This window comes from Halomonas sp. M1, assembly GCF_029581375.1.
Classification (GTDB): Bacteria; Pseudomonadota; Gammaproteobacteria; order Pseudomonadales; family Halomonadaceae; genus Vreelandella.
On the sequence record NZ_CP121119.1, the window covers coordinates 2,351,268 to 2,367,656 of the forward strand.

At 55.5% G+C, this 16,389-nt stretch carries 17 protein-coding genes; 2 read left to right on the forward strand and 15 right to left on the reverse strand.

What is annotated here, in order from left to right:
* Positions 1-8: 8 nt before the first annotated feature.
* The 5 genes from P8S54_RS10785 to P8S54_RS10805 form a co-directional block, all read right to left on the reverse strand.
* Positions 9-830, reverse strand: coding sequence for a 3-keto-5-aminohexanoate cleavage protein (locus P8S54_RS10785; protein ID WP_281441751.1), 822 nt, complete (start codon positions 828-830; stop codon positions 9-11).
* A gap of 504 nt (positions 831-1,334) precedes the next feature.
* Positions 1,335-2,138, reverse strand: coding sequence for an alpha/beta fold hydrolase (locus tag P8S54_RS10790; protein ID WP_281441752.1), 804 nt, complete (start codon positions 2,136-2,138; stop codon positions 1,335-1,337).
* 10 nt (positions 2,139-2,148) lie between these two features.
* Positions 2,149-3,351, reverse strand: a complete 1,203-nt coding sequence (gene pcaF / locus P8S54_RS10795) for a 3-oxoadipyl-CoA thiolase (RefSeq protein ID WP_281441753.1) — start codon at positions 3,349-3,351, stop codon at positions 2,149-2,151.
* Positions 3,352-3,361: 10 nt separating this feature from the next.
* Positions 3,362-4,129 carry a CoA-transferase subunit beta gene (locus P8S54_RS10800; RefSeq protein ID WP_305656482.1) on the reverse strand — a complete coding sequence of 256 codons (768 nt, stop codon included), beginning with the start codon at positions 4,127-4,129 and terminating at the stop codon, positions 3,362-3,364.
* A gap of 5 nt (positions 4,130-4,134) precedes the next feature.
* Positions 4,135-4,965: a CoA-transferase gene (locus P8S54_RS10805; RefSeq protein ID WP_281441755.1), complete on the reverse strand. Its 831-nt coding sequence runs from the start codon at positions 4,963-4,965 to the stop codon at positions 4,135-4,137.
* 325 nt (positions 4,966-5,290) lie between these two features.
* Between P8S54_RS10805 and P8S54_RS10810 the strand changes: the two genes are divergently transcribed.
* Entirely contained in the window at positions 5,291-6,034 is a 744-nt protein-coding gene (locus P8S54_RS10810; RefSeq protein WP_281441756.1) for an SDR family oxidoreductase, read from the forward strand.
* 13 nt (positions 6,035-6,047) lie between these two features.
* On the opposite strand, the gene P8S54_RS10815 is transcribed toward P8S54_RS10810, so the two are convergent.
* The 4 genes from P8S54_RS10815 to P8S54_RS10830 form a co-directional block, all read right to left on the reverse strand.
* Positions 6,048-7,274, reverse strand: coding sequence for a CaiB/BaiF CoA-transferase family protein (locus P8S54_RS10815; RefSeq protein WP_281441757.1), 1,227 nt, complete (start codon positions 7,272-7,274; stop codon positions 6,048-6,050).
* Between the two features lie 24 nt (positions 7,275-7,298).
* A complete protein-coding gene (locus P8S54_RS10820) occupies positions 7,299-8,798 on the reverse strand; it encodes a tripartite tricarboxylate transporter permease (protein WP_281441758.1) in 1,500 nt (499 codons plus the stop codon).
* Positions 8,799-8,825: 27 nt separating this feature from the next.
* Positions 8,826-9,326: a tripartite tricarboxylate transporter TctB family protein gene (locus tag P8S54_RS10825; protein ID WP_009098227.1), complete on the reverse strand. Its 501-nt coding sequence runs from the start codon at positions 9,324-9,326 to the stop codon at positions 8,826-8,828.
* Positions 9,327-9,403: 77 nt separating this feature from the next.
* Entirely contained in the window at positions 9,404-10,390 is a 987-nt protein-coding gene (locus P8S54_RS10830; protein WP_281441759.1) for a tripartite tricarboxylate transporter substrate binding protein, read from the reverse strand.
* Between the two features lie 226 nt (positions 10,391-10,616).
* Between P8S54_RS10830 and P8S54_RS10835 the strand changes: the two genes are divergently transcribed.
* Positions 10,617-11,396 carry an IclR family transcriptional regulator C-terminal domain-containing protein gene (locus P8S54_RS10835; RefSeq protein WP_009098225.1) on the forward strand — a complete coding sequence of 260 codons (780 nt, stop codon included), beginning with the start codon at positions 10,617-10,619 and terminating at the stop codon, positions 11,394-11,396.
* Here the strand turns inward: P8S54_RS10835 and aroQ are convergent.
* The 6 genes from aroQ to P8S54_RS10865 all read right to left on the reverse strand — a co-directional run bounded on the left by aroQ (position 11,389) and on the right by P8S54_RS10865 (position 16,380).
* Positions 11,389-11,826 carry a type II 3-dehydroquinate dehydratase gene (aroQ, locus tag P8S54_RS10840; RefSeq protein ID WP_281441760.1) on the reverse strand — a complete coding sequence of 146 codons (438 nt, stop codon included), beginning with the start codon at positions 11,824-11,826 and terminating at the stop codon, positions 11,389-11,391. The genes P8S54_RS10835 and aroQ overlap by 8 nt on opposite strands.
* 101 nt (positions 11,827-11,927) lie before the next feature.
* Positions 11,928-12,587 carry a NapC/NirT family cytochrome c gene (locus P8S54_RS10845; protein WP_281441761.1) on the reverse strand — a complete coding sequence of 220 codons (660 nt, stop codon included), beginning with the start codon at positions 12,585-12,587 and terminating at the stop codon, positions 11,928-11,930.
* Positions 12,584-13,069: a nitrate reductase cytochrome c-type subunit gene (locus tag P8S54_RS10850; RefSeq protein WP_281441762.1), complete on the reverse strand. Its 486-nt coding sequence runs from the start codon at positions 13,067-13,069 to the stop codon at positions 12,584-12,586. Before P8S54_RS10850 ends, P8S54_RS10845 begins: the two co-directional genes overlap by 4 nt.
* Positions 13,070-13,089: 20 nt before the next feature.
* Entirely contained in the window at positions 13,090-15,594 is a 2,505-nt protein-coding gene (gene napA / locus P8S54_RS10855) for a nitrate reductase catalytic subunit NapA (protein WP_281441763.1), read from the reverse strand.
* Positions 15,591-15,878 carry a chaperone NapD gene (locus P8S54_RS10860; RefSeq protein ID WP_009098217.1) on the reverse strand — a complete coding sequence of 96 codons (288 nt, stop codon included), beginning with the start codon at positions 15,876-15,878 and terminating at the stop codon, positions 15,591-15,593. The genes napA and P8S54_RS10860 overlap by 4 nt, the downstream gene beginning before the upstream one ends.
* Positions 15,871-16,380 carry a ferredoxin-type protein NapF gene (locus tag P8S54_RS10865; protein ID WP_009098215.1) on the reverse strand — a complete coding sequence of 170 codons (510 nt, stop codon included), beginning with the start codon at positions 16,378-16,380 and terminating at the stop codon, positions 15,871-15,873. The genes P8S54_RS10860 and P8S54_RS10865 overlap by 8 nt, the downstream gene beginning before the upstream one ends.
* Between the last annotated feature and the right edge of the window lie 9 nt (positions 16,381-16,389).

Consider the following 16,389-nt stretch of genomic DNA (forward strand, 5'->3'; position numbering starts at 1 on the left):
TTGTCGGTTTATAACCCAAGCATCTCACGCGCCTGCTGCCAAGTGGCTACCGGCCGCTGGTACTTTTCGCACAGCGCCACGGTGCGCTCGACCAACGCTGCGTTTGAAGGCGCCAGCGTTTCGCTATCCAAGCGCACATTATCTTCAAGCCCAGTGCGGGTATGCCCACCGGCGGCAATCGACCATTCGTTAAGCACGTATTGATTAGCGCCGATGCCCGCGCCACACCACTGTGCCTCCGGCGCTAAGCGCTTGAGCGTCTCGATGTAGAAGTCGAAGGTCGGCCTGTCCGCTGGCATGGCGTTCTTAACCCCCATCACGAACTGCACGTAAAGCGGTGCTTTCAATTTACCCTGCTTAGAAAGCGCGACCGCCTGATGGATATGCGACAAATCGAACGCTTCGATTTCAGGCTTCACGCTATAAGTGAGCATTTCATCAGCAAGCCACTCCACCAACTGCGGCGGGTTCTCATAAGCACGGTTAGGGAAGTTATTGGAACCCACCGAGAGGCTGGCCATATCGGGCTTCAGCGGCAGCATACCGCCTCGCGCCTCCCCAGCGCCGGAACGCCCGCCGGTAGAGAGCTGAATAATCATGCCAGGACAGTGCTTCTTAAGTCCTTCCATCAGCCGGCCAAATTTTTCTGGATCAGATGAAGGCGTTTGATCATCGTTACGCACGTGACAGTGAGCAATAGTAGCCCCCGCCTCAAACGCCGCCTGGGTGCTTTCGATCTGCTCTTCAACGGTGATGGGCACGGCAGGGTTGTTCTCTTTGCGGGGCAGGCTACCGGTAATGGCGACACAGATAATGCAGGGCTGAGACATAAACACCTCTTTATACTTGTTAGGCAAAGGAGTCACTGCGGACATACAACGTAACTACCTGCTTCAGCCGCAGGTAGAGGACGCCTTTTAACGTCGCGATGCGTTACCTAATACATGGGTTATCGTCAGGTAAGTGTTACGCCCAAGCCTCATCACGACCAATACCTCTTTTGTTGCTTTGTATACCCAGCGGAGTAACGAACCTGCATACCGATGCGCTTTAACATCAAATAAACAGTTGCTTATGAATAGCTCAAGCAACAACAGTGCGTCGCCTGACAGGGTGTAAGCCCCCGGTCACGCGGTAGCGCGTAAGTTAGCCCGTGAGGCCTACGACTAATGGATGCCATTAAAAAAAGAAGGCCAGCGATGGCTGGCCTTCTTTCTTAGGTACTTATAAAGAATAGAAATCGTAAACCACATCTCATCCTGCCCGTTTCAACCCACGAGCGGCTAACGTCAGGCTGATATTGATTGCTCTTGGTTGGCCGCTGACGCCCTACTTCAAGCCACACCGCCTGAATCAGCGGCCAACACCGCAAGAAGCTTTTGTGCGAAAAGCGCGGGGGCTTCCACGGATGGCACATGCCCCACGCCGTCAAAAATCTCCAGTGGTGCACCGTCTAGTTCAGCAGAAAGCGCTTGCAGCGTGGCGGTCGGCGTGGCCATATCTGCGCTGCCACCGAACAGCTGCACCTTTACTCTCTTCGCTGCTAATTTACCTGTGAACGTATCGCGGCCAAGCATTTCACACAGCTGGGCGTAGGACTCATCGTCGCCACGGCCCATCTGGGTGCACCAGCCCGCTTTCAGCGCGGGGCTTGCCTCAAACGCCGCGGGGGCAAACCAGCGCGGCACGATCTCTTGAGACATCGCCGCCAAGCCTTCCTGGCGAACCCGACCTGCACGGGTATTCCAGAGGTCAGGATTACCGATCACCGCGCCGGTGTTAGTCAGCGTGGCAGAAAGCAGACGTTCGCTATGCTCAGCAATGAGTTGCTGGCCTACCACGCCACCGATGGAGGTACCTGCAAAGTGAAAGCGCGTAGCTCCCGCAAGCTCTACCAGCGCTAAGGCCTCTGCGGCCAAGTCTGCGGGCGTGATTTGTGCACCACTAACCGCTTGGCTAGCACCGTGGCCAGGCAGATCCCAGGTCAGCACTCGGTAGCGGGGCAGCAGCGCGGGGATCACGTCATCCCATACCGCTTGGCTCATGCCCAGAGGGTGTGCCAGCACGACCAGCGGATTTACTTCTGCGCCGAGCAGCCGGTAGGCTACGCTGCGGCCATTGATTGTGTGAAAAGCCATAAAGCCTCCGTTAAACCCGCTCAATTAGCGTGGCGATACCCTGGCCAACACCCACACACATGGTGCAGAGCGCATAGCGCTTGCCACTGTTGTGTAGCTCATGGGCGGCGGTCATTAACAGGCGTGCACCAGACATACCTAGTGGATGGCCCAGCGCAATCGCGCCGCCATTGGGGTTCACGCGGGGGTCGTCGTCTTTTAGGCCGAGGTCGCGCGTACAGGCCAGCGCCTGGGCGGCAAAGGCCTCGTTAAACTCAAACACATCAATCTCATCCATCGTGATGCCAGTGCGCTTGAGCAATTTCTGCACTGCCGGTACCGGGCCATAACCCATAATGCGCGGCTCTACGCCCGCCGTGGCCATGCCGATGATTTTCGCCATCGGTTTAAGACCGTGCTGCTTAACCGCTGCCTCGCTGGCGACCAGCATCGCCGCCGCGCCGTCGTTGACACCCGAGGCGTTGCCAGCGGTCACGCTACCACCGTCACGGAAAGGCGTGGGCAGGCCAGCGAGTTTCTCCAGGGTGGTTTCCCGCAGGTGCTCATCCTGATCAAAGATGAGCGGCGCCTGCTTGCGGCGCGGGATCTCGATTGCCGTGATCTCTTGGGCAAAGCGGCCGGCCTTTTGAGCGGCAGCGGCTTTCTGCTGGGAGCGCAGTGCAAAGGCGTCCTGATCTTCTCGGGAAATGTTGAACTGCTCGGCGACGTTTTCAGCCGTTTCCGGCATGGAATCCACGCCAAACGCTTTCTTCATCAGCGGGTTGATCAAACGCCAGCCGATGGTGGTGTCTTCGATCTTTTGGTTGCGGGTGAAAGCGCTATCCGCTTTACCCATCACATAAGGTGCGCGGGACATGGACTCCACGCCACCCGCCAGCGCCAGCTCCATCTCACCGGCTTTAATGGCGCGAAACGCCGTGCCTACCGCATCCATCCCTGAACCGCACAGACGGTTCATGGTCGTGCCGGGCACCGAGGTGGGAATGCCCGCCAGCAGCGACGACATCCTCGCCACGTTACGGTTATCTTCACCGGCCTGATTAGCGCAGCCCATAAAGACTTCTTCAATGGCGGCAGGGTCGAGATTCGGCGCATCCAGAAGTACAGCTTTGAAGATGGTCGCGGCGAAATCATCCGGGCGCACGCTGGCCAGGGTGCCGCCAAAACGGCCAATAGCGGTACGGCGGGGATGACATAAATAAACGTCACTCATAGCAAACTCCTTATGCGCCCGCGTGGGCTCGCTCGGTGCGCGCTTTTAGCTCACGCAAAATCGTCAGCTCGTTTTCGCTGGGCTCCGGGGTGCTCTCAAGCTGCTCGGCAAAGCGTACTTCCCAACCGGTGGCGTCAATCACGTCCTCGCGGGTTACGCCTGGGTGCAGCGATACCACCACTAGCTCTTTGGTGTCGGGATCAGGCTTCATCACGCACAGGTCGGTGATGACGCGGGTGGGGCCTTTGCCGATATTGGGCACGTTATCGCGCCCTTTGCCGTCGCGGCCAAAGCCTAGCGTAGTGACGAAGTCGACATCTTTTACAAAGGCACGTTTGGAGTGCTTCAGGGTGATAAACACTTCCCCGGCGTTGGTGGCAATTTCCGGGGCACCGCCACCACCCGGCAGGCGAACCTTGGGTGCCTTGTAATCGCCAATTAGGGTGGTGTTGAGGTTAGCAAAGCGGTCGATTTGCGCGGTGCCTAAAAAGCCCACGTCGATTTTGCCGCCCTGCAGCCAGTAGCGGAACATCTCCGGCACCGCCACGGTGGTCAGCGCTGATTCGCACAGTTCACCATCACCGATGGAAAGCGGCAGAATCGCAGGCTTGGTTTGCAGCGTGCCGGACTCGTAAATCAGCACCACATCAGGGGCATGGGTCAGCCGCGCTAGGTTGGCGGCTTCCGAGGGCAGCCCGATGCCCACAAAACAGGTCATGCCGTTCTCCAGCGCTCGCGCCGCCGTCACCGACATCATTTCAGACGAGGTATATTCCAGGCTCATCAGGCTTGGCCTCCCACGTTATCGGCGGCATTAAAGACGTTGTCGTCAAGCCACTGGGTAAAGGTGTCGCGATCCCGAGCAATAGCATCCCACTCCTTGTAGAAGCGATTGCTGCGGCCGTAATAACCGTGAGTATAGGAAGGCAACGCGCCTTTCTCGGCTACTGCAACGGCGCTGATCGCCCAGCTTGGAATCACGCAGGCATTGGGGTGCGCGTTCAGATCATCGACAATCTCTTCCACCGTGACGATGCTGTGTTTGGCGGCCAGCACCGCTTCTTTTTGTACGCCAACAATGCCTTCTACCAACACGTTGCCTTGGCGATCCGCCCGCTGGGCGTGGATGATCGAGACATCCGGGCGCACCGACGGTATAGCGGCCAGGCGTTCACCGGTAAACGGGCACTCGATGAATTTGATTTGATCATTGACGCTGGGCAGCTCGCTACCGATGTAGCCACGAAAAACCGCCAGCGGTAATCCAGCCGCACCCGCTTCAAAGGCACAGGCCATGGCCGCGTGGCTATGCTCAAGAATCTCGATCTTGCACGGCCAGCCTCTCTCCACCGCGTCACGCAGGCGATGCAGCGAGCCCACGCCGGGGTTACCGCCCCAGGAGAAGATGACTTTTTTGGCGCAGCCCGCGCCAATCATTTGATCGTAGATGATATCGGGGGTCATGCGGATCAGCGTCAGATCACGCTTTTGCTGACGGATCACTTCGTGACCCGCGGCAAACGGAATCAGGTGGGTAAAGCCTTCCATGGCAACGGTGGCGCCGTCTTGGACGTAGCGCGCTACCGCGTCATGCAAGCTGAGAAACTCGGCCATGATGGGTGCCTCTTAGCGGGTCGTTGCCGACGTTGTTAGCACTTGTTCGTTTAACGAACATATATTCTTAATACGAACAATTTACTGCCGATCGCTAATGAGGTCAAATGCCTAGCGGCTATTCAGTGCCTGGATGGCCTATCCCCCGCACTGAGTAACGCGTTTTAAAGATATTTTTTTCAGCTACTTATTCACTTTTCAGCCCTTTCTTTGCACGCGCCCCCTGGGCAGTGCTGCTACCAAGGTATAAAGCCGGATTGCATGCATCACACCGCGTATTGGCGTTCTAATGGACACCGGTTTAGGCCAGCAAAGGACAACAACAATGAGCCAACCTTCTGTACATAACCAAAATAATCAATACGCCTGCGCCGTGGTTACCGGCGGCGCTAGAAACATCGGTCAAGCTATCGCGTTACGACTTCAACAGGATGGCTGTCGCGTTATCGTGGTGGATATCGTCGAGCCGGAAGCGGCAGCTTTGCAAGCAGACGCCTACCAGGTTGACCTCGCCGATGCTGATGCCACTCAGCGGGTAATGGGGGACATCGCCGAGCGTTATGCGGTTACTCGGCTGGTCAACAATGTAGGTATCGTCGCCCCCGCTCTGCTTGAAGAGGCAACGCTTGAAGACTTCGACCAATTGATGCACCTGAACGTACGCTCGGCGCTGATCTGCACCCAAGCGCTGCTTCCTGCTATGAAGGCTCAGGGTATGGGGCGCATCGTCATAAATGCCAGCCGCGTGGTGCTGGGCAAAGAAGCGCGAACTATCTACAGCGCAACAAAGGGAGCGCTGCAATCCATGGCCAGAACATGGGCGCTGGAACTGGCTGAACACAGCATCACCGTTAACTGTGTTGCTCCTGGGCCTATTGCCACCAGCGCCTTCTGGCAAAATAACCCGCCTGATTCGGAGCGCGCACGCCGCATCATCGACAATATTCCGCTACAACGCATGGGCCAACCTGACGACGTGGCCCAGGCCGTCAGTTTCTTCTGCGATGAGCGTAGCGGCTTCATCACCGGACAGACCCTCTTCGTGTGCGGCGGTGTTACGGTCGGTTAGGCAAATCGAAGGCTTATTTCACCACGCCCTTTTGGCGCAAGGCGCTGATGTCGGAAGCGCTCTTGTGTAATAGGCGTTCTAACACGCTATCGGTATCCTCGCCCAGTCGCGGCGGTGGCTTGTGATACGCCAACGGCGTTTTGGAGTATTTAATAGGGTTAGCCACACCAGGCACTACGCCGGTGTCGCTTTCTAGCTCAATTTGCATGTTTCGCGCCTGAACCTGCGGGTCATTGAAGACTTGGGCAATATTCTGAATCGGCCCGCAGGGAACGCTAATGGCGCCTAGCATTTCAATCCATTCGTGGCTGGTGCGGGTACGAGTGATCTCCACCATCAGTGGAATTAGCGCCAGACGGTGCTTCACCCGCTCAGGGTTAGTGCCAAAACGAGGATCAATGGCTAACTCAGGGCGCCCAACCGCCTCACAGAAGCGCTTGAACTGCCCATCGTTGCCAATGGCGATAATGACTTTTTCACCGTCAGCCGTAGGAAACGGCTGGTAAGGCACTAAGTTAGGGTGATACTCGCCGGTGCGGGTTGGCGGTGTGCCACTGCAGAAGTAGTTAAGCGCTTGGTTTGCCAGCCAACTGACCTGAACGTCCAGCAGCGCCATATCAATATATTGGCCCTCCCCGGTGCTATGTCGGTGATGCAAAGCACCCAGAATGGCGATGGTGGAATTCATCCCTGTGGTCAGGTCGGAGACCGCCATGCCTACCCGCTGCGGCCCAGCCCCCGGCTCACCGTCGGCGGCACCGGTAATACTCATTAGCCCGGATTGGGCTTGGATTAGGTAGTCATAGCCGGCCATTGCCGCCATTGGCCCGGTTTGACCAAAGCCGGTGATTGAGCAGTAAATCAACCCGGGATTAATCGCCTCTAGGGTGGCGTAATCGAGTCCTTTTCGCGCCAAGCCCCCACTTTTAAAGTTCTCCACCAGAATATCGCTTTCTGCCGCTAGTTCACGCACCAGCGCTTGTCCCTCCGGCTGGCCAATATCCACCGTCACCGAGTGCTTGCCGCGATTGGCAGACAGGTAGTAAGCCGACTCTTGGGACTCCTTGCCCTGTTTATCGTTTAACCAGGGAGGCCCCCAGTGGCGCGTGTCATCGCCGAGGGTGGGGTGCTCAATTTTAATCACCTCGGCGCCCATATCGGCCAGTATTTGCGTACACCAGGGGCCTGCCATTACGCGGCTTAAATCCAACACTCGAAGCCCTGTTAGCGGTCCTGCCATAGCCATTTTCTCCGGTAGTCGTACTTACTGCGATTTACCGACGGCGTTGCGCGCTTCACGGCGTGATGAAATAAAGCGGTAAAGGGCCAAGGCAATGGAACCCACCGTCAATGCAATAAAGACCCAGGTAATGGGGCCACGCACAAAGATCGAAAGATCGTTATGGCCGATCAATAGCGAGCGGCGCAGGTTATCTTCAAACATTGGCCCAAGGATAAAGCCGATTAAAAATGGCGCTGCCGGGATCGCGGCGCGATTGAAGATATAGCCCACGACGCCGAAGGCCAGCATTAGCCACACATCAAAGGTGTCATTATTAACCGCATACGCCCCATAAACGCAGAACATCAACACAATCGGGAAAAGAATAGATTTAGGAATGTCAGCAATTAATGAAAAGTACTTAATGGCCACATTGCCCACTAGCAGCAATACCAGCGAGCTAAACATAATGCCCATAAACAAGGCATAGATGAGCGGCAGGTTTTCTTGGAACATAATGGGGCCTGGCGTTAGCCCATGAACCATAAAGGCCCCAAGAATAATCGCCGTAATAACATCCCCGGGAATACCCAGCGATAGCAGCGGAATCATCGTCGCCCCGGCAACCCCGTTATTACCCGCCTCGGCAGCGGCAACGCCTTCTACCTCACCCTTACCGAAGTTCGCCTTATTAGGCGACCGCCTACGTGCATCGCTATAGGAAATAAACGCAGCCGCCGTAGCACCAGTACCGGGGATGGCTCCAATAATCACGCCGATCAAACTGCCCCGCACAATAGTGGTCAAGCAGCGCTTCAATTCAGAAAATGCCAGGCCAGCACCGCTCGCCTTCGCCTTGATATGGGGAAGCGCCTTCTTGCGATAGAACTCAATAATCTCTGGGATGGCAAACAGGCCAATCAACAGAGGAATAAAGGAGATACTGTCCATTAAGTTATAGCTGCCAAAGGTAAACCGCTGGGAGCCGTAGACTTCATCCAGCCCCACCAGAGAAAGCAGAATACCTAACAACGCAGCCATCAAGCCTTTGATCATAGAGCCGCTGGCCAGGGAAATAATGATGGTGAGCGAAAAACAGATCAGCCAGAAAAACTCCGGCGCGCCAAAATTTAGCGCAATTTTTGCCAAATAGGCGGCAAAAAAGATCAGTGCGATGTTGGAGATAAAATCGGCGATTACCGATGAGTAGAGCGCTGCTTTGAGTGCCTTTTTGGCATGGCCCTGCTGCGCCATAGGGTAGCCATCTAACAAGGTACATGCAGAAGCCGGGGAGCCGGGCGTTCTAATTAAAATAGCGGTAATGGAGCCACCGTACATGCCGCCTTTATAAATACCCACCAACAGCAAAATAGCGGCGACCGGCTGCATGGAGAAGGTAAAGGGCAGCGCTAGCGCCACCGCCATCGTGGCGGTCAGCCCAGGAATGGACCCCACCACCACACCGATGACCACGCCCATCGCAATGGCCAGAAAGTTATCTAAGCTAAAAAATATCGCGATGACTTCCGAAAAATTTTCCATAGATCACCCAGAAGATTAAGTAGCCAATCAGAAACCGATTGGTGATATCGGAAGCGGTACATTCATCACTTTTACAAAGATAAATGTCACAGCGATAGGAAAAACGAAGGCCAGGCTATAAACCCACCAGGTGCGAACGGGATGTGCCACAAAAAGCACCAGGGTCGCCAGAATGCCGGTAAATACCGCCCCCATCGACTCAAATAGAGAGACATAGATGACCAGAGCGACCACCATCAATATGAAACGCCGGGTCGTCCCTTTCTCGATATTTCGTTCATCCTCCTCGCTGCTTCTATCCAACAGGAAGCCTTGTAGGATAAGCAGAATAGAAAACAGTAGGATCAACCAGCCGACGATTCCCGGCAGCCAGCGCGGCGACATCATCGGGTTTTGCAGAATAGGCGGTTCATTGACGTAGTTAGGCACTAAGTAAAACACCAGTGCCAGCGAGAAGCCCAGCAGGATAACTCCCGCAACTACGTCACTTGGGTCTTTTACCCTGCGCTTAGAATCTGAGGGTGTCATCGCTGCCTTCTCCAGGGAAAACAATAAAGGCGAGAACGCATGTCCTCGCCTCAGTGTTTGATGAGAGGCTGCCTAGCTTACTGGCTGATGCCAGCTTGCTGGGCGACGCCGTCCCAACGCTCCAATTCTTCAACGATGAACTGTTTAAACGCATCACCCGACACTTGGCCCGGCTCTGCGCCTAACTGCTCTGCGAAATCTAGAAACTCTTCCCGCTCCATCACCCTGGCCAATGCATCTTGCATGACGCTTTGTGCTTCTTCTGGGAAGGAGCTGTGGGCAATCAGCCCAAACCAAGCAGTGGTGATGAACTGGTCAAGGTTATGCTCGCCCACTTCCGCTAGTGTAGGCACATCCGGCAAATACTCGGAGCGCTCCGCCGAGGTAACCGCTAGTGCACGTAAATCTCCCGAACGAATGTGTGAAAGGACTGTGGGCATATTTTCAAACGACACGTCTACATCACCACCTAACAGCGCAGGCAGTGCCGCACCGCTACCCGCAAAAGGCACCGCGGTCATGTTGGTCTCGGTCAGCGTTTTAAATAGCTCGCCAGACATGTGAATAGAGCTACCCACGCCGCTGTGACTGAAGGTCATGTTTTGTTCTTTTGCAGCTTCTACGAATTCAATAACGTTTTCATAGGGGCTGTCAGCGGGCACGACCATGACGTTAGGAATATCTATCATGTTCTGCAGGAAGACGAAGTCATCAACGGGGTCGTAGCTGAGGTCAGGATAAATAGCGGCACCGATGGTATGGCCTGGCGATGCCATAAGAATGGTGTGATCCGCACCGCGCCCACCGCGTGCAAGGCGCCCGGTGCCGACAGTGGAACCCGCACCCGGGCGGTTTTCTACCACCACGTTAGTATCGAGTTCTTGCTGGAGTAGATCGGCAACGCGCCGCGACAACACATCGGTAGTACCACCTGGAGCGTATGGAACGACTAGACGAATATCATCTGTCGGCCACTCATTGGCGCTGGCAGAGGAAACAGTAAGGCCAAGTGCAAGCGCGCTACTACAGGCAGCTAAACATGTTGCGCTAAGGAGTTTATTCATTGTTATCTTCCTGTGCGTTAGTTAATTATTGTTCGCATTGCGTACACGTATTCGTAGTGCATGCCTTGAGATTACGTTGTTGTTAACACTTTAAAAAACACAACTTTAGTAGTATTGCAGTAAATACTCTCCCCACAACGGGCCTGTAGTGAAAACCCCAAAGTTCGCATGGCGAACTTTTTTACGTTACTCTCTTATCAGAGGCTTCAAACAGTGGATAGCGACGATGCAAGAAGAGATGCTTAATACAGAGAGCCGTGACTTTGTCACTGCCCTGGCCAGCGGCCTGGAGGTTATACAGGCATTTGACGCTGAACACCCACGCATGACGTTAAGCGAAGTGGCGACGCGCACTGGCATGAATAGAGCAAAAGCTAGGCGCTTCTTACTGACGTTGCATGCGCTAGGGTATGTCCGTAAAGAACAACGCTATTTTGAATTAGCCCCTCGCGTTCTACAGTTAGGCTACGCGTTCCTATCCGCCAACAACTATCAAGGGGTTATTCAACAGTACTTGGAAGAAATAACCGCAGAAACCGGGGAGTCTTCTTCTCTGGGCGTCTTAGATGGTAACGATGTTATTTATGTCGCTCGTTCTGCAGCCAAACATCGCTTAATGGCGATTACGTTATCCGTAGGCACGAGACTTCCGGCCGCGCACACCTCAATGGGTCGCATGTTGTTGGCTCAGCTTAACGATAAAGATCTTGATCATTTCCTATCGACTATTTCCCTAGAGCCCTATACCGATAAAACAGTGACCGATGTTAAAGAATTACGCAGCCAAATAGTTAATGCACGCCAGCAAGGCTATGCGATTTCTGATCAAGAGTTGGACTCGGGCTTACGCTCTATCGCTGTTCCGGTTTTTGATGCTAAGCAGCACTTAATGGGGGCAATCAATATCAGCACCAACGCGGCTCGGGTCGACCTCGACACGCTGGTTAATGTTTACCTACCTGTGCTGCAAAGCAAAGTCGCGTACATCCGCGCGCATATTAATTGACCATTACAGCGTCTAACGCAGCGCGATAGCCTTGCACGCCCAACCCGGCAATCACGCCATCGGCGCGTAGCGATACGTAGGAGTGATGCCGAAAAGCTTCGCGTTTGTGCACGTTGGAGAGATGCACCTCAATGACTTTGCCATCAAAGGCATTAAGCGCATCGAGAATAGCCACCGAGGTATGGGTATAGGCCGCCGGGTTAATAATAATCGCTTGGGTACCATCAAGGCGTGCGGCGTGGATCGCATCAATCAAGGCGCCTTCATGATTACTTTGAAAGCACGTGATGTCCCAGTCGGCCATCACCGCTTTCTCACGTAAGAGGTTATTCACATCTTCTAACGTCTCATAGCCGTAGATGTCTGGCTGGCGGCTGCCCAGCAAATTCAAATTTGGGCCATGTAATACCAATACTTTTCCCTGACTCATTCTCTCTTCCACCCTGTGCGCTGGCGCATATATTGACGATGATGCTTGTTCTAGCATCTAGCGCATCAATTGCGCCAGCGACTTTTCAATCAACGCCGACGCTACTGCTCGGCATAGGCACCGCTCTCCAGCTCTAAGTGCGCGGCCCAGGACACGATATCGGGCACTCCCACAGCAGCCTCTATTCTAGGACTCATATCCGGTAGTTCGTGGGCGATGCCTTTATGGCAGTCGATACAGGTTGAATCGCCCGAGGCAAGGTTGGTGGAGTGGGCCCGGGCAGCACGCGTACTCTGCTGGGTGAAGTCCATGGAGTCGAATTCGTGGCAGTTGCGGCACTCTAGCGAGTCATTGGCCTGGAGCCGCGACCATTCGCGCTCAGCCAGCTCGCGGCGCTTTGCCTCGAACTGCTCTTCGGTGCGAATTGAGCCAAATACCCAGCCCCACACCTCTTTAGAAGCCTCCATTTTGCGCGCTACTTTATGCGTCCAGCCGTGAGGAACATGGCAGTCTGAGCACGTCGCCCGCACCCCAGAACGATTGGAGTAGTGAATGGTGGTTTTGAGCTCCTGCATCGGGTTGCGCTCCATCTCATGGCAGGAGATACAAAACTGCTCCGTGTTGGTCGCTTCCATCGCCGTGTTGAAACCGCCCCAAAAGATGATACCGGCGATAAAACCACCCAGGGTTAAAAATCCCAGGCTAAAGTGAACGCTGGGGCGACTTAAAATACGCCAGTAACGGGTAAAAAAGCGCTTCATTGCCCCGCCTCCTGGCGCTCACGTAGCGCCTCGTTAATCACCTCTTCCACCGACTTGAAGCGATTGGGTACCAGCGGGGTGGCATCGGTTTTGGGCACGTGGCACTGAGTGCAGAAGTAGCGATCCGGCGATACGGCGGCTAATACCTGCTTATGGCGATCCATAAAGTGAGTAATGCTCACCATAGGCGCACCCGCGCTGACGGCCTGCTCCCGGCTATGGCAGTTTAGGCACTGGTTAACCCGCATATCGACCTGATAGTCACGGATCGCGTGGGGGATCACCGGCGGTTGCTCTGGGTAACTGCGCACTTCACGGCCGCTATCTCGCGGTTCACCGGCAATAGGCGCCGCAGACTGCGTTTGGCTAATGGTGCCGCCGAGACGCAAGCCATCCGGAGCAGGCGCATCGCGTGTCTCATCCGCACCAGCCGCCCCCGCCAGCAGCGCCATGGATAAACAGAGAGGAAAAAGCCATTTCATCGTTATTCTCCTTAGCCTGTTTACGCCAGATTGACGAGTTCAAGGCGCACCGCGCACTTCTTGAAATCGGTCTGTTTTGAAATAGGATCGGTGGCATCCAGCGTGACCTTATTGATCAGATAGGAGGCATCAAAAAAGGGCACGTACACTAAGCCACGGGGCGGTTTAACGCGCCCACGGGTTTCTACCCGCAGGTTCACATCCCCGCGTCGGCTGGCCACTTTAACCTCGCTTCCCCGCCGGAACCCTTCAGCGCGAGCGTCCTCTGGGTGCATATATAAAAGCGCGGCAGGTACGGCCCGATGAAGCTCAGGCACGCGACGGGTCATGGAGCCGGTGTGCCAATGCTCCAATACCCGCCCTGTACAGAGCCAGTAGGGGAAGTCATCGTCAGGGGCCTCGGGAGGTGGCTCAGCCGGGACGGCGAAAATTAACGCGCGATTATCCGGCTTCGCGTAGAACTGCCAGCCGCTGCCGGGTTCTACATAAGGGTCATACCCCTCCCGGTAGCGCCATAGCGTTTCCTTGCCATCCACCACCGGCCAGCGCTTGCCCCGGTTGGTGTGGTAAGCGTCGAAATGATCCAAGTCTTTGCCTTTGCCGCGGCCAAAGCGGGCGTACTCTTCAAACAGCCCCTTTTGGATATAGAAGCCGAAATCGTCTGCCTCAGCGTTGGCGTAGCCCTCTTCCATATCGGAGGTGGGGTACTGGTCGACCTGACCGTTGGCAAACAGTAAATCAAACAGGGTTTTGTCACGCATCTCCGGGGCGGCTTCCAGTAACTCTTCGGGCCAGACGTCAGCCACGCGGATGCGCTGGGAGAGCGCCACGGTCTGCCATAAATCCGAGCGCGCCTCGCCGGGGGCATTGACCAACTGATGGAAAAACTGGGTGCGCCGCTCGGAGTTACCAAAAGCGCCCTCTTTTTCTACCCAGGATGCCGCGGGCAAAATCAGATCCGCCGACTGGGCTGAAACGGTGGGGTAGATATCCGAGACCACTACAAAGGCTTCGGGATTACGCCAACCAGGCAAAATCTCCTGCATGACGTTGGGCCCGGCCTGCATATTGTTGGTCACCTGGGTCCAGTAGACCTTGATGTCACCATCTTTAAGGCGGCGGCTTTGGGCCACCGCATCAAAGCCCACCCACGAAGGAATAGTCCCCTCGGGCAGTTTCCAGATTTTCTCCGCATCGCGGCGATGCTCCGGATTGGTAACCACGCGGTCGGCGGGTAGGCGGTGAGCAAAGGTGCCTACCTCCCGTGCTGTGCCACAGGCAGACGGCTGGCCAGTGAGGGAGAAAGGGCTATTCCCCGGCTCTGAAATTTTGCCAGTAAGCAGGTGGAGGTTGTAAATCAGATTGTTGATCCACACCCCGCGGGTATGCTGATTGACCCCCATGGTCCAGAACGTCATCACCTTTTTATCAGGGTCGGCATACAGCTCTGCCAAGGCCTCAAGGCGGCTTTCAGAGACGCCGGACTCTCGCGCTGCCCGCGCTAAGGTATAAGGCGCAACATAGTCGGCGAACGCCTCAAAGCTCATATCCGTCCAGCTATTAGCGTTATCAGCGTTCTTCGCCGCCTGCTGCAGCGGATGCTCGTCGCGCAGGCCATAGCCGATATCATCAGTGCCGAGCGCGAAGTTGACATGCTTATCGACGAATGACCGATTTACCCGGTCAGTCTGAATAATATGGTTGGCAATGTAGTTAAGGATCACGATATCCGCGTTGGGCGACATAATCATGGGGATATCAGCCAACTCAAAGCTGCGGTGCTCGAAGGTCGACAGCACGGCGACCTGGGTGTCCGGAAAAGAGAGGCGCCGGTCAGTAACGCGGGTCCAGAGTACCGGGTGCATCTCGGCCATGTTAGAGCCCCACAGCACAAAGGCATCCGCATGTTCGATATCGTCATACACGCCCATGGGCTCATCCGAGCCGAAGGTGCGCATAAAGCCGAATACCGCCGAAGCCATACAGTGGCGGGCGTTGGGGTCGATATTGTTCGAACGCAGCCCGGCTTTAAATAGCTTACTCGCCGCGTAGCCTTCCCAGATAGTCCACTGGCCGGAGCCAAATAGCGCGATGCTCTCCGGGCCATGTTCACGAATGGCGCTGGTAAATTTTTCTGCCATGAGGTCGAGCGCCTCATCCCAGGAGACCGGCTCGAAATCGCCATCTTTAGCATATTGACCGTTGCGCTTACGCAGCAGCGGCTGGGTTAAGCGATCCTCCCCATAGAGAATTTTGGAAAGAAAATAGCCTTTAACGCAGTTAAGCCCCCGGTTTACTTCAGACTGATTATCACCATGAGTCGCCACGATTTGGCCGTTATAGGTGCCAACCATGACGCTACAGCCGGTACCGCAAAAACGGCAGGGAGCTTTATCCCACTGCAAGCGGTTCAGATCAGCATGGGTAATCAGGTTGCTGGCGCCTGCGGGAATCGACATCCCTGCCGTAGCAGCGGCCACCGCTGCGGCGTTCGCCTTTACAAACGCTCGGCGTGTTAGTTTCATTGCTCCCCCTCCTGTACGTGCGGCTCATCCGCTGTCAGGGCATCAACCACTTCGTGATACACAAAGGCGGCGTCAATAACCCCAGGCTGCTCGCGTACGTGATCCATTAAAGCCAATAGTTGTTGTTCGTCAGTATGTTCGGCGACGACCACGAGCTTTCCAGCCGCGTCTTCGCCCATCACTTCACCAATGCTATGTTGGGTAATCCACTCCGCTGTCTGCTTCAGCGCCTCGGGCCGCGCATGAACGATAAAGCTAATGATGTGTAGCAGTTGATCAGACATAGACGGTATCTTTTGTTATCAGTGAGATTGCTTGGTTAGGGCAGGCGGAATAGCAAGCACCGCATCCAGTGCAGCTTTCTAGGTGGATTTCAGGTTGCGGCGGCCGACCACCGGGGCGCAGCGGAAAGCGAATCGCGTTCCACTCGCAGGCGTCCTGGCAGCTTTGGCAATGGATACTCGCCAGTGCCAAACAGTGCGGCTGAACTTCGGCTTGCCAAACAAAGGCTTCGCTAACGCTAGCGCCGCGCTCTATCGCCTGTGGCTCGCATACCGTTGCGCAATCACCGCACAGTGCGCAGCCCGCTTGGGCAACGCTAAGCTCGGGATAGCCACCGCCACCGCGCGTCAAAATGCCTTCCGGGCACGCGTCGACGCAGGCGTTACAACCGGTACAGAGGTCGAGAAAGGCAGCTCTGCTCCAGGGCGGCCGACGCACATCATCACGCCCCGACAAGCGGCGAAAAAGATTGCGCCGATTATTGTTTTTATTCGTGCGCGTCATAAGTATTCC